Raw genomic sequence first — 19,410 nt, forward strand, 5'->3', positions numbered from 1 at the left:
GAGCGGTCGTGACGGGTGCGCTGCTCGTCGGCGGCACCAGCTCCGACGCGGGCAAGAGTCTCATCGTCGCCGGTCTGTGCCGTCTGCTGCGTCGGCGGGGGATCACGGTGGCGCCGTTCAAGGCGCAGAACATGTCGAACAACTCTGCGGTCACCATCGACGGCGGCGAGATCGGTCGGGCCCAGGCGTTGCAGGCGTACGCCTGCGGTCTGGAGCCGTCCACTCGCTTCAACCCGGTGCTGCTCAAGCCGGGCAGTGACCGTCGCTCGCACGTGGTGATCCGTGGGCAGCCCGCCGGCGACGTCGGCGCCCGCGACTACCAGTCATGGCGAACCCGACTGAGCGGCATCGTCGCAGATGAACTCGCTTCCCTCCGGAACGATTTCGACGTGGTCATCTGCGAGGGGGCCGGCTCGGTGGCGGAGATCAACCTGCGTGCCACCGACCTCGCGAACATGGGACTCGCCCGCGCGGCCGGCCTTCCGGTGCTGGTCGTCAGCGACATCGACCGCGGTGGGTCGCTGGCACACCTGTTCGGCACCACGGCCGTGCTCGACCCCGACGACCAGCGGTTGATCGCCGGTTATGTCATCAACAAATTCCGTGGCGACCCGGCGATCCTGGCGCCCGGCCTGCAACAGCTGCACGCACTGACCGGCCGGCCGACCCTCGGGGTGGTCCCGTTCCGCACCGATCTGTGGATCGACGCCGAGGACTCGCTGGCCGTGCCGGTCGGGCGGCGCGTCGGCCCGCACGACGACGGCGGGCACGATCCCGGCGGCGTGCGGCTGTCGGTCGCCGCGATCCGCCTGCCGCGGGTGTCGAACACGACCGACGTCGAGGCGCTGGGCTGTGAACCCGGCGTGGACGTCACCTGGGTCGACGACCCCGCGAGCGTGCGGTCGGCGGATCTGGTGGTGCTGCCCGGAACGCGGGCCACGGTGTCGGATCTGGCGTGGCTGCGCGCGCGAGGTCTCGCCGATGCGGTCGTCGAACGGGCACTCGGGGACAGGCCGCTGATCGGGGTCTGCGGGGGCTTCCAGATGTTGGCCCGGCGTATCGACGATCCGGTCGAGTCGGGGACGGGACCCGTCGACGGGCTCGGTGTCCTCGACATCGAGATCGCGTTCGACCACGACAAGGTCCTCCGGCAGGTGACCGGGATGGGCGCGGGACACGTGATCAGCGGCTACGAGATCCATCACGGACGGGTGCGGTCCTCGGGTGAACAGCACTGGATCGTCGACGCGCAGCACGGTCGGGAGGGGGCCGTACGCGGCGCGGTCCGGGGTACCCACTGGCATGGCCTGCTCGCTGGGGACGCATTCCGGCGCGACTTGTTGCGTCGCGTCGCGGACCAGTGCGGCAAGCCCGGCTTCGTCGTCGCCGAGACGACGGTGGTCGACGAGATCCGCGACACCCAGGTCGACCTGATCGCCGACCTGATCGGCGAGCACCTCGACATCGCTGCCATCGAGACGCTGCTGGAGCGCGGAGCCGACCCGCACGCGCCGGTGATCCGTCACGCGGTCCGGTGATCGGAGGGCGCCATCGCCGGATGCGCCCGCAGATGCGCCCTGGCGAAGCGCCCGCAGATGCGCCTGCGAGATCCGCCCCGGAAAAGCGCCCCAGACATGCGCCCCGGCGAGGCCCGCCGTGGACATGGTGTTCCTGGCGGTCTTCACCAGGGTGCATTCCTGGGGCGCATCTCAGGGGTGCTCTTCCGGGGGACGCGCGGTCCCGACGACCGCGCCGACCGGGGAATCGGGTTCTCGCCTATCCTGGGCCGGTGGACACGCAACAGCGCGCCGTTCAGGTCGGCGAACACACGTTCGACATCCGCACCGGGGGGCCGGCGGACGGCAAGTGGGTGCTTCTTCTGCACGGGTTCCCGGTCAACAGTTCCTGCTTCGACGACGTGGTTCCCCGCCTTCATGAAAGTGGTTTGCGCACAATCGTTTTCGATCAGCGAGGGTACAGCCCCGGGGCGCGTCCCGAGGCGGTGGCCGACTACCGCCTCGACCTGTTGGTCGCCGACGCGATCGGCGTTCTCGACGCCGTCGGGGTGCAGTACGCGATGCTCGTCGGCCACGATTGGGGCGGGATCGTCGCGTGGCATCTCGCCGGCAAGCATCCGGACCGGTTCACCGGCCTGGTGGCGGCGAGTACGGGACATCCGTCGGCGATGCGCGACGCCCTCGATTCCAGTGACCAACGTGAACGGTCCACGTACATCAAGGATTTCATCGCCGAAGGCGCCGAGGACAAGTTGCTCGCGCGCAATGGCGCGCTGCTACGACGTACCGGGATCACCGCCGAGGAGATGGCCCCGCTGCTCGAACCCGGCGCCCTGACCGCAGCTCTCAACTGGTACCGGGCCAATTTCACCGGCAACATCGCCGAGACACTGGCCTGCCCAGCGGTGGAGATTCCCGCCACGATGATCTGGGGAGACGAGGACTCCGCCCTCGGGCGCGAACAGGCCGAGCGCAGCGGCCGCTACGCGTACTCGGACTTCCGTTTCTGCGAGCTCGCAGGTGTGGGTCATTGGATCCCACAGCAGGCCAGCGCGGCGCTGGCATCCGAGATCGCGCTGCGGTCGACGGTTTTCTGACCTCCACATCACAGCCGTTCCTCGCGGGGCCAGCGGTCGCCGGCGAAGTCGGGTATCGGCCCGAGCCGGTTGGGGTAGTGGTCGGTCCGAACAGGAGTAGTCGCCTACTCGTGCTTTGTGCGGCGTCGACGACGAGCATCGATGCATGGCCGCGCTCAGATATCGGATCGCCCCCGCGGGGGCGGGATGTCTCGGACTCGTGGCGCTCGCCGCCATCGCGACGGTGATCATCGCGGGCTGTACCAAGAACGTCGAACCGGAGTCCAGCCAGGTGCTGCTCGAGGCGGCGACGTCCCAGGGTGACTCGCCCTGGACCGAATCCGTCGCCGAGCCGGTGGATCTGTCGAAGGTCGTCACCTTGGACGCCAGGGTCACGGGCCCCGCCGGTCAGGCATCTGCGGCCGATGGATCGGTGGTCGGACTCTACGGTGGCACCAACGATCAGACGGTGTGCGACACCCACCAGCTCGTCGACTTTCTGCAATCCGATCCCGCCAAGGCCGCGGCGTGGCGCGATGTCCTCGGAGTGGGAGACATCCCCGACTACGTCGATTCGCTACGGCAGGTCGTGCTGCTTCGCGACACCGTCGTCACCGACCACGGTTACCAAGACGGGCACGCGACAGCCGTGGATGCTCTGCTGCAGTCCGGGACCGCGATCCTGGTGGACGGCAGCTGGGTTCCCCGGGTGCGCTGTGCCAGTGGCAGTCCGCTGACGCCGGCCGACGTCGCTCTGGACAACGTGACGTACACGGGTCCACAGTGGGCGAACCTGGACACCCACAAGGTGGTCGCGCCGTCCGCGCCGCATGTTGACAGCAGCTCGGAGGCACCCAGCGCATCCGAGCCCGGACCGTCGGTCTCCGAACCTGTTTCGGGCGACGTCCCGCCCCCTGACATGAGCTCGTCGGAGCCGCCCGTGGTGCAACCGGGCGATGGTGATCAACCTGACACCGGTGGCGGTGACGTGTCCGAGGCGCCCGGCGACGGTGGAGCGCCCCCCGCTGACGAGCAGGCTCCCGCCGAGCCGGGGGCCGGGGACTCGGGCGGTCAAGCGCCGGCCGGGCAGGGCGCGGTGGAACCAGGCGCTGCGGAACCAGGCGTTGGGGAACAAGGCGCAGGTCAACAGGGCGCCGCCGGAGGGGGCAGCGGACAAGCCGGAGCCGCTTCCCAGGTCGCCGGCGTCTCCTGAGAGGAACGGAAGTCACATGACCCGCACGCAATCGGCCACCCGTCGCGCCGGGGTCGCGGTCGTCGCTGCGATCCTCGGTGCGTCGTCGGCGTTCCTCGCCGCACCGGGATGGGCCGCACCGGCGCCGACCGACTCGCCCGCCACGCGGGCTGCGGCGCTCATCCGGCCGGCGATCGTGTATCTGGAGAGCTCGATTCCCGGTGTGGCGACGGCTCGCTGTACCGGATTCGTCGTCAACCCCGACGGCTACATCGCCACCGCTGGGCACTGCGTCGACCCCGGTCACCTCCAGGGCGAACATGCGACCAGTGGCTCCGGCAACCTCATCCTCGATCGGATCGCATCGAGCGGTCTCGAGGTCTCGGTACTCGGCGCCGGTCAGTCCGGTGACAAGGTCAAGCCGGTACCGGCACGCGTCGTGGACGTCCGCCCGCTGGGCCAGGGGGACGTGGCGCTGTTGAACGTCCAACTGTCGAACCTCCCGTCCTCGCAGCTGTCGACGACCGAGCCCCAGGTCGGCAACCCCGTCCAGGCGATCGGTTATCCGGCGACCACGGCGACGGTCACCGACTACAGCCTCGAACCGACCGCCAAGAGTGGCACCATCAGCGCGATCAGAACCGCCGGGACCGCCCCCGTCCTCGAGGTGAGTGCGGCCATGTCGCCCGGAATGAGTGGTGGGCCGACCATCGGTGACGACGGAAAAGTCGTCGGCATCAACAGCTTCCGGCCACCCGACGAGACCGGTGACTTCAACTACGTGACGGCGGTCAGCGAGCTGCAGGAGATGATGAAGAACAACGGGGTGACCTCGGAGCTGTCGCCCGCCGACAAGTCCTACCGCCAGGCACTCGGGCAGTACTACCAGGGCGACTACAGCGCGGCGATCGAGAACTTCGACAACTCGCTCTCGCTCTCGCCGAGCTATCCGAACGCGTTCGCACTGCGGACCGATGCGGTGCGCCGACGCGAGGCGGCCGGCGGAGGCCCGTCGAGCGACGGCAACGTGACCACGATGATCCTCATCGGCGCGGGCATTCTCGTTGCGATCGCCGCCGCCGGAGGGCTGGCCTACTACCTGTACACGCACCGTGGTAATCGTTCGAACTCTGACGTTCCCGGGGATGCGCTGCCCGCCGGAGCCTACGCCGCTCGACCTCCGCAGCCCTCACCCGATGCCCGGGCGACCGCACCGATGGGTCAGGCGCCACCTGCGATGGGCCCGGGTGGGGGGCCGAGCCCGCGTTGTGACAACTGTGGCTTCGAACTGGCACCAGGACAGTCGTTTTGCGGGAGGTGCGGCAAACGCCAGGAGTGATCGGGGGACCGAACCACCACGCATGAGACGTTGGGAGACAGAGATCATGCAACGCAGAATCGCCACATATGTCTATTCGAACGACCCGGTCCTACAGGCCGGCGTCGCCAGCCAGCTCAACCTGCGGCCCGAGGTGATCATCGTCAGCGATACCGCTGTGGACACCGCGGAGGTCGCGCTGGTGGTCGCCGACCGGCTCGACGACCTGGTGAAGCGCAACCTGAAGGCGCTGCAGCGCAACGGTGTACCGCGCACGATGCTGGTACTCGGCACGATCGACGAATCCGTTGTGATCGAGGCGGCCGAAGCCGGTGTGAGCGGCCTGATCCGCAGGTCTGACGCCACCGCCGACACCTTGACCCGGCACATCCGCAAGGTCGCCGACGGCGGCGGGGTGATGCCCGCAGACCTGGTGGGGAATCTGCTCGGTCAAGTGGGCCGCCTGCAACGGCAGGTGCTCGCGCCGCGCGGGTTGCACTTCTCCGGATTGACCGAGCGCGAGATCGATGTGCTGCGACTGGTCTCCGAAGGTGACGACACCGCGGCGATCGCCAAGAAGCTGTGCTACAGCGAACGCACCGTGAAGAACGTCTTGCACGATGTGACGACCCGTCTGCAGCTGAGGAACCGGTCGCACGCCGTGGCCTATGCCCTGCGCGAGGGGCTGATCTGAGGTGATCGACGAGATCGACGCGGCACTGCGCGCGATCATCGTCGACGACGCGCTCGGCGGCGCGAGTGTCGATGTGGCGTTCGACGCGCCGACCAAGGAATGGGCGAGCAAACGGACCGGGCCGACCATCTGTGCCTATCTGTACGACATCCGTGAGGACGTGCGGCGGCGGGGGACCGGGTACGTCAACGAGTACGACGGCAACCGAACGACCGCCCGGCACAGCCCGCCACGCCACTTCCGACTGTCCTACCTGGTGGCCGCGTGGACACAGCGCCCCGAGGACGAACACGGGTTGCTGTCCCGACTGCTGCAGTGTCTGATCAACTATCAGGTGATCGGTCCGGAACGGCTCGGACCGACGTTGAGTGGCCTGGGACTGCCCGTCACCATGACGGTGGCACTGCCGCCGTCGGAGGATCGGTCGTTCGCGGATGTGTGGAGCGCCCTGGGCGGCGAACTGAAACCGTCGGTGGACGTGGTGATCTGCGCGCCGATGCCGGTGACCCGTACCCAATCGGTGGGCCCTCCGGTGTCTGCTCCGGTGCTGGAGATGGGCGACCTCGCCGTACCGGATCGTCCGCGGGAGATCCGGCGTCGTCCCCGGATCGTCGAGGACGGCCCCGATGCGACGGCCGAGGCCACGCCGTGACCGACGGTCTGCGTTACCTACGGTCACGAACCCACCTGGTGGAGAACCGGATTCGAGACGTGGTGGCGTTTCGTCGACAGTTCGACCCGACGCCGGACGATCCGTTTCGAGGCCTCTACATCGGCGACGACACAGTGGACGCGCTCCTCGAGCCGAATGCGGACCCACCTCCGCACGATGCCGATCGGACCCGGGTCGAACAAGAGGCCGACGAGATCGAGGCGGCCGGTGGCGAACTGCGCCTGCGTCGGCTCGCCCGCGGTGCCGAGCTCACCGACCTCGACGTCGAGCTGTTGCTCATCTGTGCGTTGCCGGAGATCGACGCGCGGTGGGAACGGCTGTACGGCTACCTGAATGATGACGTGTCCCGGCGACGTGCCACGCCGACAGTGGCGTTGGCGCTCGCGGGCTTCTCCTCCTGGGATGCCGATGCGCGTGGTCGCCTCGCCCCGCACGCACCACTGATGGCACTGGGACTGGTGACCGTCGACGACGTCGACCGTCCGTTTCTCACCCGCACGTTGCGTGTGCCGGACCGGGTCGTCGACCACCTGCTCGGCCACGACGTACCGCCTCCGGAGGTGGCCGACCTACTGGTCGATCCGGGACGGCACAGTGGGGCGGGAACCACGCAGGTCGAACGGGCGATCCGCGGCGGGTGCACTCTGATCTACCTCCGCGACGACGACGCAGGGATGGGTGGTGCCACTGCGGCTGCCGCCCTTGCCGCGACCGGTCGGCGGATGCTGGTCGTGGACGCCGCCCGTCTCGGGGATGACATCGACGCCGTGTTGGGACTCGTCCGCCGCGAGGCCGTGCTCGCCGATGCGACGGTGGTGGTGTGCGGCTTCCAGGAATTGTTCGGTCGCGCCACGCGGGCACCGTTGTTCGACGGCCCGATGCCGCTCGTCCTGGTGGGGCGAGGGCCCTGGCAACCGGAGACGTGCGACCGACTCCCGGTCCAGATCGACGTGCCGCATGTGACCGCTGTTGAACGTGTGGGTCTGTGGCGTGATGTCGCGTCGACGGCGCCGTACCGTGACATAGACGATGTCGCGGTGTATGCCCTCGACCCCGCCCAGATCCGCCGGGCCATGGCGAATGCCCAGGCGGTCGCCGATGTCCAGTCGACGACCGTGACGGCCGGTCACCTCCGTGAGGGTGCGCGCATGCTGAATTCCGCCGGCCTGCAACGGCTGGCGCAGCGCACGACGCCGGAGGTCGGGTGGTCGGATCTGGTCTTGCCCACCGCGACGATCGAGACCCTGCGTGATCTCGCGGGTCGCGCACGTCATCGTGAACAGGTGCTCGGTGAGTGGCGGATGCGGCGCGGTGGTGCCCGCGGACACGGGGTGATCGGCCTGTTCGCAGGCGATTCCGGCACCGGGAAGACGATGGCGGCCGAGGTCCTTGCCGGCGATCTCGGCCTGGACGTGTATTCGGTCAACCTGGCCTCGGTGGTGTCGAAATGGATCGGTGAGACAGAGAAGAATCTCGACCAGATCTTCGACGAGGCGGAGTCGGTCAATGCGGTGCTCGTGTTCGACGAGGCGGACGCGCTGTTCGGCAAACGCAGCGAGGTGCGCGACGCCCAGGACCGATACGCGAACGTGGAGACCGCCTATCTGCTGCAGCGGATGGAGACGTTCCGTGGTCTGGCCATCCTGACGACGAATCTGCGCGCGAACCTCGATGACGCCTTCACGAGGAGGCTGGATGCGGTGATCGAGTTTCCGCGGCCGGACGAGGACGCCCGCCGCGATCTGTGGCGCAGGTGCCTGTCCGCACCGGTACCCTGCGAGCCTTCGATCGACATCGACTCGTGTGCGAAGGCTTTCGCCATGTCCGGCGGTAACATCCGGGCCGCCGCGGTGACCGCCGCCTATCGTGCCGCTGCCGAAGGCCGCGCAGTGTGCACGGCCGATGTGGTCCATGGGGTCGAGCAGGAGTATCGCAAGTTGGGTCGACTGATCGGACCCGAATTCGGGTTCCTGTCATCGATTTCGGATACACAGTCCGCCTAGGAATCCGAGGACCGCGCCCACCACGACGAGGACCGCGCCGTACATCGGGCCGCCGGTCCCGAACTTCTGGGTGAGGAAGAGCATGTAGCCGACGAATGCGACGATCATCGTGATCGCCGCGGTCTGCGTCGGTTTCCCCGTCTTCGCGAACACGCCGAGCGCCATCGCGGCCGCCAGGACAAGCACCGCGGCACGCGCCGCGGGCTGTGTCTGCGCGACCAGGTCGGCGTCGGCGTCGGGTGCCGCCAGGAGCTTGTCGACAAGGTAGTCCGGCAAGGTCTTCGCCCAGGGAGCGAACGCCCCCGCCGCCGACACGAGCGCGCCGATCAGGGTGAGCAGCACTCGTGCCACCGGCATCCAGTCCGAGGTGCGCTGGGCGAAGGCTCCATCGCAGGTCACGGTGCCCCGCCCGTCGGTGGCGGTGAACGACAGCGGGCGATCGCTGTGCTCGCCCGGATCGGGGGAAGGGGCGGTCACGGTCGCCTCCGCCCACACCGACCGTCGGGGTGGGACCTCCACCGTTGGTGGCCGGATGGCCACGCGCACGGCGGCTTCCGGGTCCGAGCCGGCCAGATGCACCGTGAGCCATCGGTCGGATGCGGTGTTGTCGACGATCACCTTGGTGCGTCCGGTGGATGTGTTCCGGACAGTGATCTTGCTCGGATACAGCCGGATCGCCGCAGTCGTGATGGCTGCGGCCGAGCTCGACAGCGTGAGCGTGCCGGATGTCTCCACCTCGTCGATCTCATCGGTCGCGATGACGCTGAAGGGATAGGAGACGTCCTTGCCCTCATCGGGCGGGTCGGCCTCGACGGTGAGGCGGAGTGCGACGATCTTCCCGGCGGCCACCTGGACCTGAGACGTCGAGAACGCGAATGTCACCCGGCCTTCGGGATCGCGCCCACCGATGGTGAGTGTGCGGTGGCTGCCACCGCGGCGATTGTCGACGACCACGTCGAGGTCGGCCATCGCGAAATCGCGTACACGGACGATGCTCGGCTCGAGCCGCAGGGTCACCGGAACATGAGCGGGTGCCTCGGAACGTTGCTGGGTCACCGACACCGACGCGTCGCTGTCATCGTCGCCGCAGGTCGCGGTCACCGTGAGGCGACGGTCGGTCTGGGTGCCGTGGTCGATCTCCGGCAATCGGAACATCAGGGTGGCGGTTGCGGTGGCACCATGCCCGACGGTGAGATGATCCGGCTCGATGCCGAAGTCGACCACACCCTCCGGATCCGTTGCGGCGAGTGTGACCGACTGTGGAAAGTTGCTGGCCGAATTGTCCAGGGTCAGTTGTACGGTGCCGCTGGTCTCGTCCTCGAGACGGATCACCGACGGGTGCACGGTGATCGGCACGGGCCGTCCGATCCGGGGGACCGTCACCTCGATCTCTGCGGGTGTGCTCTTGTGTTCGTCGGTGAGCGAGCGGATCACCAGGCCGACCATGATCGTCTGTGCCTCGGGGAGAGGGCCTTCGGCGAGGCCGAAACCGACCGGGACCATCGCGTCCGTGTGCGGGAGCAGCCGGATCTCTTCGTGGGTGACCGTCAGCCACTCAGGCGCGTCGGGGATCTCCACCACATATCCGTCGACGATCGGTGACGGGTTGTACATGTGAAGCGCGATCCCCGTGCCGACGGCAGGATCGAGTGTGACGGCGGGATGATCGGGTTCGACGGTCGGCGCGATCACCCGACTGATGTCGGCGGCGCTCGGCGGGGTCACCGTGGTCGCCCCGGGCGGCTTCGTTGCGGGCGCAGGCGACGACGGCGACGGGCCGCCCGCACCAGGCCCCGCGGACTGCGACCAGCCGAAGTACGCATCGCACTCCGTGCAGAACTGCGTACCCGGTGGATTCGCGGTTCCGCATGCCTCGCAGATGATGTCACCCATCGAACTTCTCTCCGGCTCGGACTGTCGACGTCAGTGGTCCCGGACTTCAGACTGTCACGCCGCAGGTGGTGCCCCAATCGCGAATGGTCCGGTTCGGGTTGCCCCATCGCGCAGGATTCGTTGCCCCCGCGGCAGGCGCCCACGTGCAGCACCGGGGTGTGGGCAGCGACGACGCGTCGATGACGCCGATTCTGCCCGAAAGGACAGCAGTCGTTGCCCTCGCCTGCGTCCGAATGCACGTTTCGCAAGTCCTTGCCCCCGACCATGATCAATGAACCCCACAGGCGTACAAGCCGAAACAGGAGCACCTCATGCCTTCGTATCTCTCACCCGGCGTCTACGTCGAGGAAGTCGACTCCGGTTCCCGCCCGATCGAGGGGGTCGGCACCGCCGTCGCCGCCTTCGTGGGACTGGCGGAGAGCGGCCCCTTCGATGAACCCACACTCGTCTCCAACTGGACCCAGTTCACGTCCACATTCGGCGGATTCTTGACGAATGCCACACTGGCGCAATCGGTTTTTGCCTACTTCCAGAACGGGGGCGGCAACTGTTACGTCGTCCGAATCGGCAAGAACGGCAACGGGTCGAATCCGAACGCCCAGCGGGCCATCGAACCCGGACCCGCCCAGGCCGAGGTCGGCAACATGAAGGTCACCGCTCTCGACACCGAGGCGCCGGACAAGAGTCTGTCGGTGGAGGTGGCCGAAGCCGACGAGGGCGCACCGGAGGGCAGCGTCAAGGTCGTGGTCAAGCGCGGCGACGACGTGGTGGAGCAGCACACCGGGGTGGTGTCCGGGCGCGGCCAGACCAACGTCAAGACCGTGGTCAACAACGAGTCGAAGCTGATCAAGTTCGAGTCTGTCACCGGCCATACCGGCGGTGAGCTCGCCAAGGGACAGTCGGCGGTCCTCGCCGTGCCCGCGCCGACGGTCGAGGTGCCGTCGTCGATGTCGGCGGACGACTATGTCGGGGACGTGGAGACACGTACCGGCTTCTCGGCGCTCGAGGCGATCGATGACATCACGATGGTCGCGATCCCCGATCTGATGACCGCGTACGCGCAGCAGACCATCGACCTCGACACGGTGAAGTCGGTGCAACTCGCGATGATGGCCCACTGCGAACTGATGGGCGACCGCATGGCCATCCTCGACACCCCACCCGGTCTCAACGCGCAGCAGGTCAAGAAATGGTGCACCGAGACAACGGGTTACGACTCCAAGTACGCGGCGCTGTACTGGCCGTGGATCGGTGTGGGCAAAGGCGAGTACCTGCCCCCGTCCGGATTCATGGCCGGCATCTGGGGACGCAACGACGACACCCGGGGTGTCCACAAGGCGCCGGCCAACGAGGTGGTGCGAGGCGCCGTCGACATCGAGACCCAGATCACCCGCAACGAGCACGACCTGCTCAACCCGGCAGGCATCAACTGCATCCGGACGTTCACCGGACGCGGCATCCGGGTCTGGGGTGCGCGCACTCTGTCATCCGATCCGGCATGGCGCTATCTCAACATCCGGCGTCTGTTCAACTACCTCGAGGAGTCCATCCTCGCCGGCACGAACTGGGTGGTGTTCGAACCGAACGATCCCGCCCTGTGGGCTCGCCTGCGACGGACGATCAGTGCCTTCCTGACCAACGAATGGCGCCGCGGAGCGCTGTTCGGTGCGACACCGGACGAGGCCTTCTTCGTCAAGTGTGACGCGGAGACCAATCCGGCGGAGGGAATCGATGCCGGCGAAGTGGTCTGTCAGATCGGTGTGGCCCCGGTGAAGCCGGCTGAATTCGTGATCTTCCGACTCTCCCAGTACTCCGGCGGCACCAGCCTCGTCGCCGAATGACCATCCGACGAAAGTGATGTGACACCATGGCACTACCCGATTTCGACAGCTCGGTCGGCCACTCCTTCGGTCTCGAGTTCGACGGCATCCAGATCAAGAGCATCACCGAGGTCAACGGCCTCAAGATGGAACAGGATGTCATCGAGTACAAGTCGAACACCGCCGCCGACGGCAAGTACGCGATCAAGAAGCTCCCCGGAAGATGGAAGGCGGGCGAGGTGACGTTGTCCCGGCCGCTGACCGACGACAACAGCTTCGACAAGTGGATCAAGGATTCCCAACTCGGCAAGATGGGCGACGTCCGCAAGGGCGGGGCGATCGTCGTCTACGACTACGAAGGCACGGCGGTCAAGCGCTACAAGGTGACCAACGCGTGGCCGAAGAGCCTGGAGATCAACACCTTGAAGGCAGGCGACACGAGCGTGCTCACCGAGAAGCTGATCCTGACCTACGAGCGCCTGGAGGTCGACGGTGCGTAGAACTCACGGTGGCGCAGCGGTACTCGACGTACCGGACGCGGATGCGGCCGACGACGACGGTGTACCGCTGCGGACCGAGTTCGACTTCGTCCTGCCCCGTGGGTATGTCGACTCGTCGGGTGTCGTGCACCGGAACGGGACAATGCGTCTGGCCACCGCACGCGACGAACTCGTCTCCCAACGCGATGACCGGGTACGGGAGAACCCGGGCTATCTCACCGTGGTGTTGATCAGCCGGGTCGTGACCCGGCTCGGAACGCTCGACGACGTGCATGCGGGCGTGGTGGAGACCATGTTCGCGTCCGATCTCGCCTTCCTGCAGGATCTCTATCGCCGGATCAACCAGGAAGGTCACACCAGGGCCGGGGTGGTCTGCCCCCATTGCGGCGGGGAGTTCGCCGTGGACCTCTCGGGTGGCCGCCTGGGGGAATAGCGACGTACGGGGTCGACAGCCTGTACCGGGAGATCTCGTACGTTGCCATGAACTTCCATTGGAGCAGGGACGAACTGCTCGATCTCGAACATGCCGAACGGCAACGCTACGTCGGTCTCATCAACGACTTCACCGCCGCCGAGTGACGCCGTCCCGAGGCCGCCGGACGAGCTTCGTGTGCGTCAGACCGACAGTGACAGAGCAACAGCGGAACACGGACAGCGGAACACCGACAGCGGAACACCGACAGCCGAACATCGACAACCGGACACTGCGACAACCGGACACTGCGACAACCGGACACTGCGACAACCGGGCACTGCGACAACCGGACACTGCGACAACCGGACACTGCGACAACCGGACACTGCGACAACCGGACACTGCGACAATGCGGAAGGGGATGCCATGCACTGGCGTTGGCCGATGTTGCGTAGCGGCGCGACGAAAGTGCAGCGAGCCATGGCCGATTCCGACGTGTCCCGATCCACGAGGGCCGCCGCGACCGCACCGATGACGCCACCGGCCACCCCACCGATGCATCTGGCGTCGGGCGACGAGATCACCACCACCGGCAGATTCGCCCCGTCGCTGTCCGGTGGGGCCCGAGCGTTGATGGTGCAGGCCCTCGCGACCACCGTCGACCTGGGCCACCAACCGGCGATGCTCGCCGACCCCGCGACGATTCGGGTCGGACATGTCCAGCGGCAGCCGGTGCTCAGCGGGCCCGCGATCGTGCCCGCAGGCACGGCGGGTACGACGGGTGCGGACGCGGCAGGGGCGGCCCAGGGACGTGGTCGGCCGACGCCGATCCAATTGAGCGCCATCGACCCCGCACCGACCCGGCGTGCCGAGCCCCGGGTGATGGACGTCCACACGCAGACCTCATCACCGACGCCGACGGACATCGATCGAACGCTGGACGCTATCGATGACCCCAACCCGCCGCGTCCGGCAGGGCGAGTGCTGGATCCACTGCCCGGGCCGATCCAACTGACTGCGGCCGACGCCCCGGTCCCGCAGACCCCGGCGCCGCAGACCACGGTGCAGCAGATCGCGGCTCCGCGGTCGGCCGTGCCGGAGTCGGCCGTGGCGGAGTCGGCCGTGGCGGACCGGTCACGCTCTGCGGTCCCGTCACCGGGACCCGCAGTGGCTCCGACACCGACTCCTACCTCGGCGTCGGCTCCGGCGTCGGGCGTGGTGATGCGGGCCGTTGCGCCGAACACACCGTCCGAGACGGCCAGATCCTCGACGGTGCCCGCGAGCGCGAGCCCCGCCGACGATCCTGCCGCCCCGTCTCGAGCCGAAGTACCTGTTCCCGCCAGATCCGCTGCAGTACCGGTGATCACGATCACCAGGGCAGTCCAGCGGTCCCAGACGGTGCCGGTCTCGCGTCATTTTCCAATGTCTCCCCGCGAGCCGGCACCTCAAACCTCAGCGGTCGCGCACACGGTGCCGACCGATGTGCAGGTCGGACGTTCGGCCGACCCCCCCGTCGAGACGATGCCGGTGCCGACGGACGCTGTCGTGGTCGCACGGTTGGGCGTCGATGTGATGGCGCGGCCCGCCGATCCGACTGCTGATGGACATCACGGGGGTCCGGTCGACCCGGCAGCGTCCTCGGTCGCCGGATCAGCACCGGTGACCGGCGCCGGCGTGGGTGAGCTTCCACTCCAACGAACCGAGCATGTCGACCGAACCCCACACGTCCGGCGAAGCCCGTACGGCGCCGCTCCCGCGGTGTCACCGCCGGCGCCGGTTGTCGCGACGTCGTCGGAATCCGTGACGACGCCCGGCCCGGTGCCGTCCGGCGCGATGTCCGGGAGCGGGTCGAGTGTGCAGCGGCAGGCCGATGCATCGACTCCCGATGGTGGGAGCGTCGAGACGAGGACCCGGAACCCGCAGGCAACCGCTTCGGACGTTGCCCCGACGGACAGCAGCACGTCGGGGCCCGGGGCCGGCGACATCGACACCCAGAGAACGGGTGATACGGGAATCGACCCTCCGAACCCTCCTGTGGCGCAGACGTTCACGCACCCCGCCGTCGTCGTCCCAGAGCACGGTCTCGTGTCACCGCCGACGCCACAAACCTCACGGATCACGCGAGGCGCTTCCGGTTCCCACGACGTGTCTGCGGGGGATGCCGGGACCACTGTGAGCCGGACCGTGGCGGACGGTCCGGGTTCGTCGGGCGGCGAGTTCGTCGGGTCCGTCAGGGGCGGCGACGGTTCGTTGCGCACCGAAGTCGGGAGGTCGCCGGAGCTGCCGTTGGTGGTTCCGGCCGCCGGTGCACCGCGCCGTGTTCAGCGAAGTGCCGTCGGGCGGCCGATCGCCACCGCACAGCGAGAGACGTCGGAGACCCAGGTCTCCTCTCAGCCGGTCTCGTTCGCGGCGATGTTCGGTATCGGATCGGGGACCCGCCCCACCGACGCGTCGGTGGCCGACTCCGTCGACCGGGCGCGGCCGGCGTCTTCGGGCGGCGTCGCACCGGTACAGCGGACCGTCCGTCCCGCCACGCCGATTCATCCCGCCACTCCTGACCCTGCGAGACGCGATGCGATGCCGGTGGCTCCGGGACCGATGACCGCACAGCGGTTCGGGCTTCCGGTCCAACTACCCGATGTCGACACGTTGCGCGACCGGCTCGGCGAGAAGCTGGCCGACACCGCCGGCGACCAGGCGCGCAGCCGACTCGGTGAGGCAGGGCAGCACCTGCGCGACAGCGTGATTCCCGACGGTACCGTCCGCGAGATCGCAGATCGTCTGCCCGGTGTCACCCAGGCCGCCGACGGTCTTACGAGGACTGTCGCCGATCGAGTGGGGAACATCGCGGATCGGGTGGGGAACGTCGCACACCAGGGTGCATCCGCGGTTGCCGGGGCCGCGGCCGCCGGCGGCTCGTCGACCGATGATCTCGAGGACCTCGCGCGGCGACTCTACGAACCGTTGTCGGCGCGTCTGCGCACCGAACTCTGGCTCGACCGCGAACGGGCCGGCTTCCTGACCGACCAGTGACCAGCGGCGCGACGCCGACACCACAACGAAGAGGAGACACGATGACCACCACCGATCCTGCGGTGAGCGTGTGCTTTTCGGTGACCGTCGATTCGGCACCGTTGGGCGACTTCGTCAGCTGTGACGGACTCGGCCTGGAGATCGTGCTCGAGCAACGCGAAGAAGGCGGCAACAACGGGATGGTCTGGCAATTGCCCAGCCGCGTGAAGTTCAGCAACATCAAGCTCACCCGGCCGGTGTGCGACGACAGCTACAAGCTGGCCGAGTGGGTGAGCGCGGTGGTGGCCGGCTACACGCCGACAACCGCGAAGATCGCCGCCAAGAACGCCGAAGGCGACACCGTCGCCGAATGGTCACTCGACGGTGTGCTGCCGGTGAAATGGACCGGACCGTCCCTGAGCCTGGAAACGCCGAAGGTCGCCGTCGAGACGATCGAACTCGTGCATCGCGGGATACGCGGGTCGAAGGGCGACGGCTCATGAGCGATGCGGTAGCACTCTCCGCCACATCCGCGTCATCGTCGAAGGGTTCGACATCCGCGGATCAGATCGTGCATGCCGAACTCGAGATGTTCGAACCGACGAAAGCGCCCGGCGGTGCCAAGCCCGGCGCGAAACTGGGATCGATCGCCTTCCAGTTCAACCCGCGCGAAGTGACGATCACCAAGGCGGCCAAGTGGGAGAGCAAGCCGTCCAAAGGGGCGGCCAAGGCGGGTGCCGCGGAGTTCATGGGCGCACAGCCGTGCACCCTGTCGCTCGAGATGTTCCTCGACGCCACGGCCAAGCAGGACGACAGCGTCGCGACCGGTGTCGATCGCCTCATGTCGTGTTGCGTCCCCACGGGGTCGACCACCGGCACACCGAAGGCGATCCCACCGCTCGTCGTGTTCAAGTGGGGTGGGCTCACCAGCTTCCCCGGTTTCATCACCAAGGTGACCGCGAAGTTCACGCTGTTCGCCGCGGACGGCAAGCCTCTACGTGCGGTCTGCACGGTGGACATCGAGGAGATGCCCGGCGGCAAAGGGGGACAGAACCCGACGTCGCGCGCGGCGTCGGCGCGACGGACCCACGTACTCGTCGCAGGCGAATCCCTGGCCACCCTGGCGCACCGCGAGTACGGCGATCCCAATCATTGGCGGGCCATCGCCCGGTTCAACGACATCGACGACCCGATGCGTATCCCATCAGGCACCGTCATCCGCCTCCCGGCGGTGGACGACGTCTATGCCACCAGCATCGCGCGCCGGACCGAGGTCTGAGACCATGGCCACCACATCGGGTTTCACCATCGCCGTCGGCGGCAGTCCATTGCCGGACACGGTGATGCTGCAGCTGGTGTCCTCCTACGTCGACACCCACACCGGATTGCCCGACGCCTTCGCCCTCCGGTTCCGCGACAACACTCGTCAGGTTCTCACCGACGGTGGCCTGCGCATCGGAGCCCCGATCCGCATCTCCATCACCACCGACGATCAGCCGGCGCCCCGCGACCTGCTCGTCGGGGAGATCACCGCGATCGAAGCGGAATTCGAGAAGACCGGAACGTTCACGACGGTCCGTGGATACGACCAGTCACACCGGCTGTTCCGCGGCCGGCACACCGCCGCCTACACCCAGGTGACCGCCTCGGATGCGGCCACCCAATGCGCGCGGAGGGCCGGTCTGCGGCCCGGTCGGATCGAACCCTCGTCGACGGTCTACGACCACCTCTCCCAACGGGGCCAGAGCGATTGGGAGTTCCTGTCGGCCCTGGCCCGCGACATCGGGTACCGCGTCGGGGTGACCGACGGGGCGTTGGACTTCGCTCCGCCCACCGCCGCCGACACCGGGCCGGGCCGCGATCCGGAGAATCCACTGGTCCTCCGGTTCGGGACGGACATCATCCGACTGCGTTCGGCGATCACGGCCGCCGAACAGGTGGGCCGTGTCGAGGTCCGTGGTTGGGATGTCGCGACGAAGCAACCCATCGTCGGCACCGCGGAGCCGGAGACGCCGAGCGCGAAGTTGGACGACATCGATGCGGCCGGCCTCGCCGGTACGTTCGGTAACCGCACCCACGTGGAATCCGACCGGGGCATACGGTCACAAGCCGAGGCCGACTCGGCGGCGCGGGCCCGCGCCCAGTCCATCGCCGGCGGTTACGCCGAGGTCGACGCGGTGTGTGCGGGCAACCCGGCCTTGCGGGCGGGTGTCGCGGTCGCGCTCACCGAACTCGGCGCACCGTTCGACGGGAAGTTCGTCCTGACCGCCGCGCGCCACCGGTATGAGCCGAGCGGGGGCTATACCACCACCGTCGCGGTCACGGCCGCGCATGACCGCAGCCTGCTGGGACTCACGTCCGCCGGCGGCGGGACCGCGGCGAATGCGACGGCAGGTGTGGTGATCGGACAGGTGACCGACATCAACGATCCGCTGGCCCAGGGACGCGTGAAACTCGCGTTCCCACAGCTCTCGGCCGACTACGTCACCGGGTGGGCCCGCACCGTGTCGGCGGGCGCGGGCAAGGAACGTGGCGCGCTGATCCTCCCCGAGGTCGGCGACGAGGTCTTGGTCGCCTTCGAACGCGGTGACTCGACCCACCCCTATGTGATCGGCGGTCTGTACAACGGCGTCGACACCCCGGATGCCAAGGGCGTCGACCTGGTGGATTCGGGCTCGGGCACGGTCAATCGTCGATCTCTGGTCTCGCGGCGCGGTCACCGCATCGACCTCAATGATCAGGATGGGCGGACCGAGGGCGTTGTGCTCGCGACCGGGGACGACGCCCTCAGAATCGAACTCGACGCCATCGGACGCGCCATCACGGTGACCAGCGGAGGCTCGGTATCGATCCGGGCCGATCAGGGCATCACCGTCGACGCCGGTGCAGGCGCTCTGGAACTGCGCGGAACCCGCGTCTCCGTGAAGGCCACCACTGCAGCCGAACTCACCTCATCCGGCCCGATGTCCGTGCAGGGCACCCCGATCAAGCTCAACTGAGGAGTACCGCCATGCCACCAGCAGCCCGCGTCGGCGATCCGACCGCACACCCCGGTGTGATCGGCCCGCCCGGATGTCCGACCGTGCTGATCGCCGGGGCGCCGGCCGCGACGGTCGGCACGCCTCACCTGTGCTCCTTCCCACCGCCGGCGGTGCATCCTCCCACGGTCATCGCGCCGCCCGGCTGTCCCACAGTGCTGATCGGCGGGCAACCGGCGGCTCGGGTAGGCGACATGGCGGTCTGCGGCGCGGTCATCGTCGCCGGCGCACCAACAGTTCTGATCGGCTGACAGGAGCC

17 protein-coding genes are annotated in these 19,410 nt (G+C 68.0%); 16 read left to right on the forward strand and 1 reads right to left on the reverse strand.

Annotation, left to right across the window (positions count from 1 at the left end; all coding sequences use genetic code 11):
* Positions 1-8 precede the first annotated feature (8 nt).
* The 7 genes from ACVT6V_RS16485 (at position 9) to ACVT6V_RS16515 (ending at position 8,473) form a co-directional block, all read left to right on the forward strand.
* Positions 9-1,538 carry a cobyric acid synthase gene (locus tag ACVT6V_RS16485; protein WP_489894575.1) on the forward strand — a complete coding sequence of 510 codons (1,530 nt, stop codon included), beginning with the start codon at positions 9-11 and terminating at the stop codon, positions 1,536-1,538.
* Between the two features lie 251 nt (positions 1,539-1,789).
* Positions 1,790-2,614, forward strand: a complete 825-nt coding sequence (locus ACVT6V_RS16490) for an alpha/beta fold hydrolase (RefSeq protein WP_489894577.1) — start codon at positions 1,790-1,792, stop codon at positions 2,612-2,614.
* 145 nt (positions 2,615-2,759) lie between these two features.
* Positions 2,760-3,806 (forward strand): DUF6777 domain-containing protein, encoded by a 1,047-nt coding sequence (locus tag ACVT6V_RS16495; protein WP_489894579.1) that lies wholly within the window; start codon positions 2,760-2,762, stop codon positions 3,804-3,806.
* A gap of 16 nt (positions 3,807-3,822) precedes the next feature.
* Positions 3,823-5,124 (forward strand): trypsin-like peptidase domain-containing protein, encoded by a 1,302-nt coding sequence (locus ACVT6V_RS16500; protein ID WP_489894581.1) that lies wholly within the window; start codon positions 3,823-3,825, stop codon positions 5,122-5,124.
* A 46-nt stretch (positions 5,125-5,170) separates the two neighbouring features.
* Positions 5,171-5,797 carry a helix-turn-helix transcriptional regulator gene (locus ACVT6V_RS16505; RefSeq protein WP_489894583.1) on the forward strand — a complete coding sequence of 209 codons (627 nt, stop codon included), beginning with the start codon at positions 5,171-5,173 and terminating at the stop codon, positions 5,795-5,797.
* Between the two features lies 1 nt (position 5,798).
* Entirely contained in the window at positions 5,799-6,449 is a 651-nt protein-coding gene (locus ACVT6V_RS16510; RefSeq protein ID WP_489894585.1) for a Pvc16 family protein, read from the forward strand.
* Entirely contained in the window at positions 6,446-8,473 is a 2,028-nt protein-coding gene (locus ACVT6V_RS16515; protein WP_489894587.1) for an AAA family ATPase, read from the forward strand. The genes ACVT6V_RS16510 and ACVT6V_RS16515 overlap by 4 nt, the downstream gene beginning before the upstream one ends.
* On the opposite strand, the gene ACVT6V_RS16520 is transcribed toward ACVT6V_RS16515, so the two are convergent.
* Positions 8,444-10,366 (reverse strand): hypothetical protein, encoded by a 1,923-nt coding sequence (locus tag ACVT6V_RS16520; protein WP_489894589.1) that lies wholly within the window; start codon positions 10,364-10,366, stop codon positions 8,444-8,446. The genes ACVT6V_RS16515 and ACVT6V_RS16520 overlap by 30 nt on opposite strands.
* 311 nt (positions 10,367-10,677) lie before the next feature.
* Here ACVT6V_RS16520 and ACVT6V_RS16525 point away from each other — a divergent pair, with 311 nt between their 5' ends.
* The 9 genes from ACVT6V_RS16525 to ACVT6V_RS16565 all read left to right on the forward strand — a co-directional run bounded on the left by ACVT6V_RS16525 (position 10,678) and on the right by ACVT6V_RS16565 (position 19,402).
* The gene (locus ACVT6V_RS16525; protein ID WP_489894591.1) at positions 10,678-12,207 is read left to right on the forward strand and encodes a phage tail sheath family protein; all 1,530 of its coding nucleotides are present in this window, start codon (positions 10,678-10,680) and stop codon (positions 12,205-12,207) included.
* A gap of 26 nt (positions 12,208-12,233) precedes the next feature.
* A complete protein-coding gene (locus ACVT6V_RS16530) occupies positions 12,234-12,686 on the forward strand; it encodes a phage tail protein (protein WP_489894593.1) in 453 nt (150 codons plus the stop codon).
* On the forward strand, positions 12,679-13,119 hold the full coding sequence (locus ACVT6V_RS16535; RefSeq protein WP_489894595.1) for a hypothetical protein: 441 nt from the start codon (positions 12,679-12,681) through the stop codon (positions 13,117-13,119). The genes ACVT6V_RS16530 and ACVT6V_RS16535 overlap by 8 nt, the downstream gene beginning before the upstream one ends.
* Positions 13,068-13,265, forward strand: a complete 198-nt coding sequence (locus ACVT6V_RS16540; RefSeq protein WP_489894597.1) for a DUF6760 family protein — start codon at positions 13,068-13,070, stop codon at positions 13,263-13,265. The genes ACVT6V_RS16535 and ACVT6V_RS16540 overlap by 52 nt, the downstream gene beginning before the upstream one ends.
* A gap of 262 nt (positions 13,266-13,527) precedes the next feature.
* Positions 13,528-16,134 (forward strand): hypothetical protein, encoded by a 2,607-nt coding sequence (locus tag ACVT6V_RS16545; protein WP_489894599.1) that lies wholly within the window; start codon positions 13,528-13,530, stop codon positions 16,132-16,134.
* 41 nt (positions 16,135-16,175) lie between these two features.
* Positions 16,176-16,616: a phage tail protein gene (locus ACVT6V_RS16550; protein WP_489894601.1), complete on the forward strand. Its 441-nt coding sequence runs from the start codon at positions 16,176-16,178 to the stop codon at positions 16,614-16,616.
* Positions 16,613-17,392: a CIS tube protein gene (locus tag ACVT6V_RS16555; protein WP_489894603.1), complete on the forward strand. Its 780-nt coding sequence runs from the start codon at positions 16,613-16,615 to the stop codon at positions 17,390-17,392. Before ACVT6V_RS16550 ends, ACVT6V_RS16555 begins: the two co-directional genes overlap by 4 nt.
* Positions 17,393-17,396: 4 nt before the next feature.
* Positions 17,397-19,112: a VgrG-related protein gene (locus ACVT6V_RS16560; protein WP_489894605.1), complete on the forward strand. Its 1,716-nt coding sequence runs from the start codon at positions 17,397-17,399 to the stop codon at positions 19,110-19,112.
* A gap of 11 nt (positions 19,113-19,123) precedes the next feature.
* Positions 19,124-19,402, forward strand: a complete 279-nt coding sequence (locus ACVT6V_RS16565) for a PAAR domain-containing protein (protein ID WP_489894607.1) — start codon at positions 19,124-19,126, stop codon at positions 19,400-19,402.
* Positions 19,403-19,410 lie beyond the last annotated feature (8 nt).

It is taken from the genome of Gordonia sp. LMA167 (genome assembly GCF_058130025.1).

Coding starts and splice junctions, on each gene's coding strand:
- ACVT6V_RS16495 (WP_489894579.1), top strand. CDS start 2,760: ATGGCCGCGCTCAGATATCGGATCGCCCCCGCGGGGGCGGGATGTCTC.
- ACVT6V_RS16545 (WP_489894599.1), top strand. CDS start 13,528: ATGCACTGGCGTTGGCCGATGTTGCGTAGCGGCGCGACGAAAGTGCAG.
- ACVT6V_RS16530 (WP_489894593.1), top strand. CDS start 12,234: ATGGCACTACCCGATTTCGACAGCTCGGTCGGCCACTCCTTCGGTCTC.
- ACVT6V_RS16565 (WP_489894607.1), top strand. CDS start 19,124: ATGCCACCAGCAGCCCGCGTCGGCGATCCGACCGCACACCCCGGTGTG.
- ACVT6V_RS16500 (WP_489894581.1), top strand. CDS start 3,823: ATGACCCGCACGCAATCGGCCACCCGTCGCGCCGGGGTCGCGGTCGTC.
- ACVT6V_RS16550 (WP_489894601.1), top strand. CDS start 16,176: ATGACCACCACCGATCCTGCGGTGAGCGTGTGCTTTTCGGTGACCGTC.
- ACVT6V_RS16520 (WP_489894589.1), bottom strand. CDS start 10,366: ATGGGTGACATCATCTGCGAGGCATGCGGAACCGCGAATCCACCGGGT.
- ACVT6V_RS16555 (WP_489894603.1), top strand. CDS start 16,613: ATGAGCGATGCGGTAGCACTCTCCGCCACATCCGCGTCATCGTCGAAG.
- ACVT6V_RS16525 (WP_489894591.1), top strand. CDS start 10,678: ATGCCTTCGTATCTCTCACCCGGCGTCTACGTCGAGGAAGTCGACTCC.
- ACVT6V_RS16560 (WP_489894605.1), top strand. CDS start 17,397: ATGGCCACCACATCGGGTTTCACCATCGCCGTCGGCGGCAGTCCATTG.
- ACVT6V_RS16505 (WP_489894583.1), top strand. CDS start 5,171: ATGCAACGCAGAATCGCCACATATGTCTATTCGAACGACCCGGTCCTA.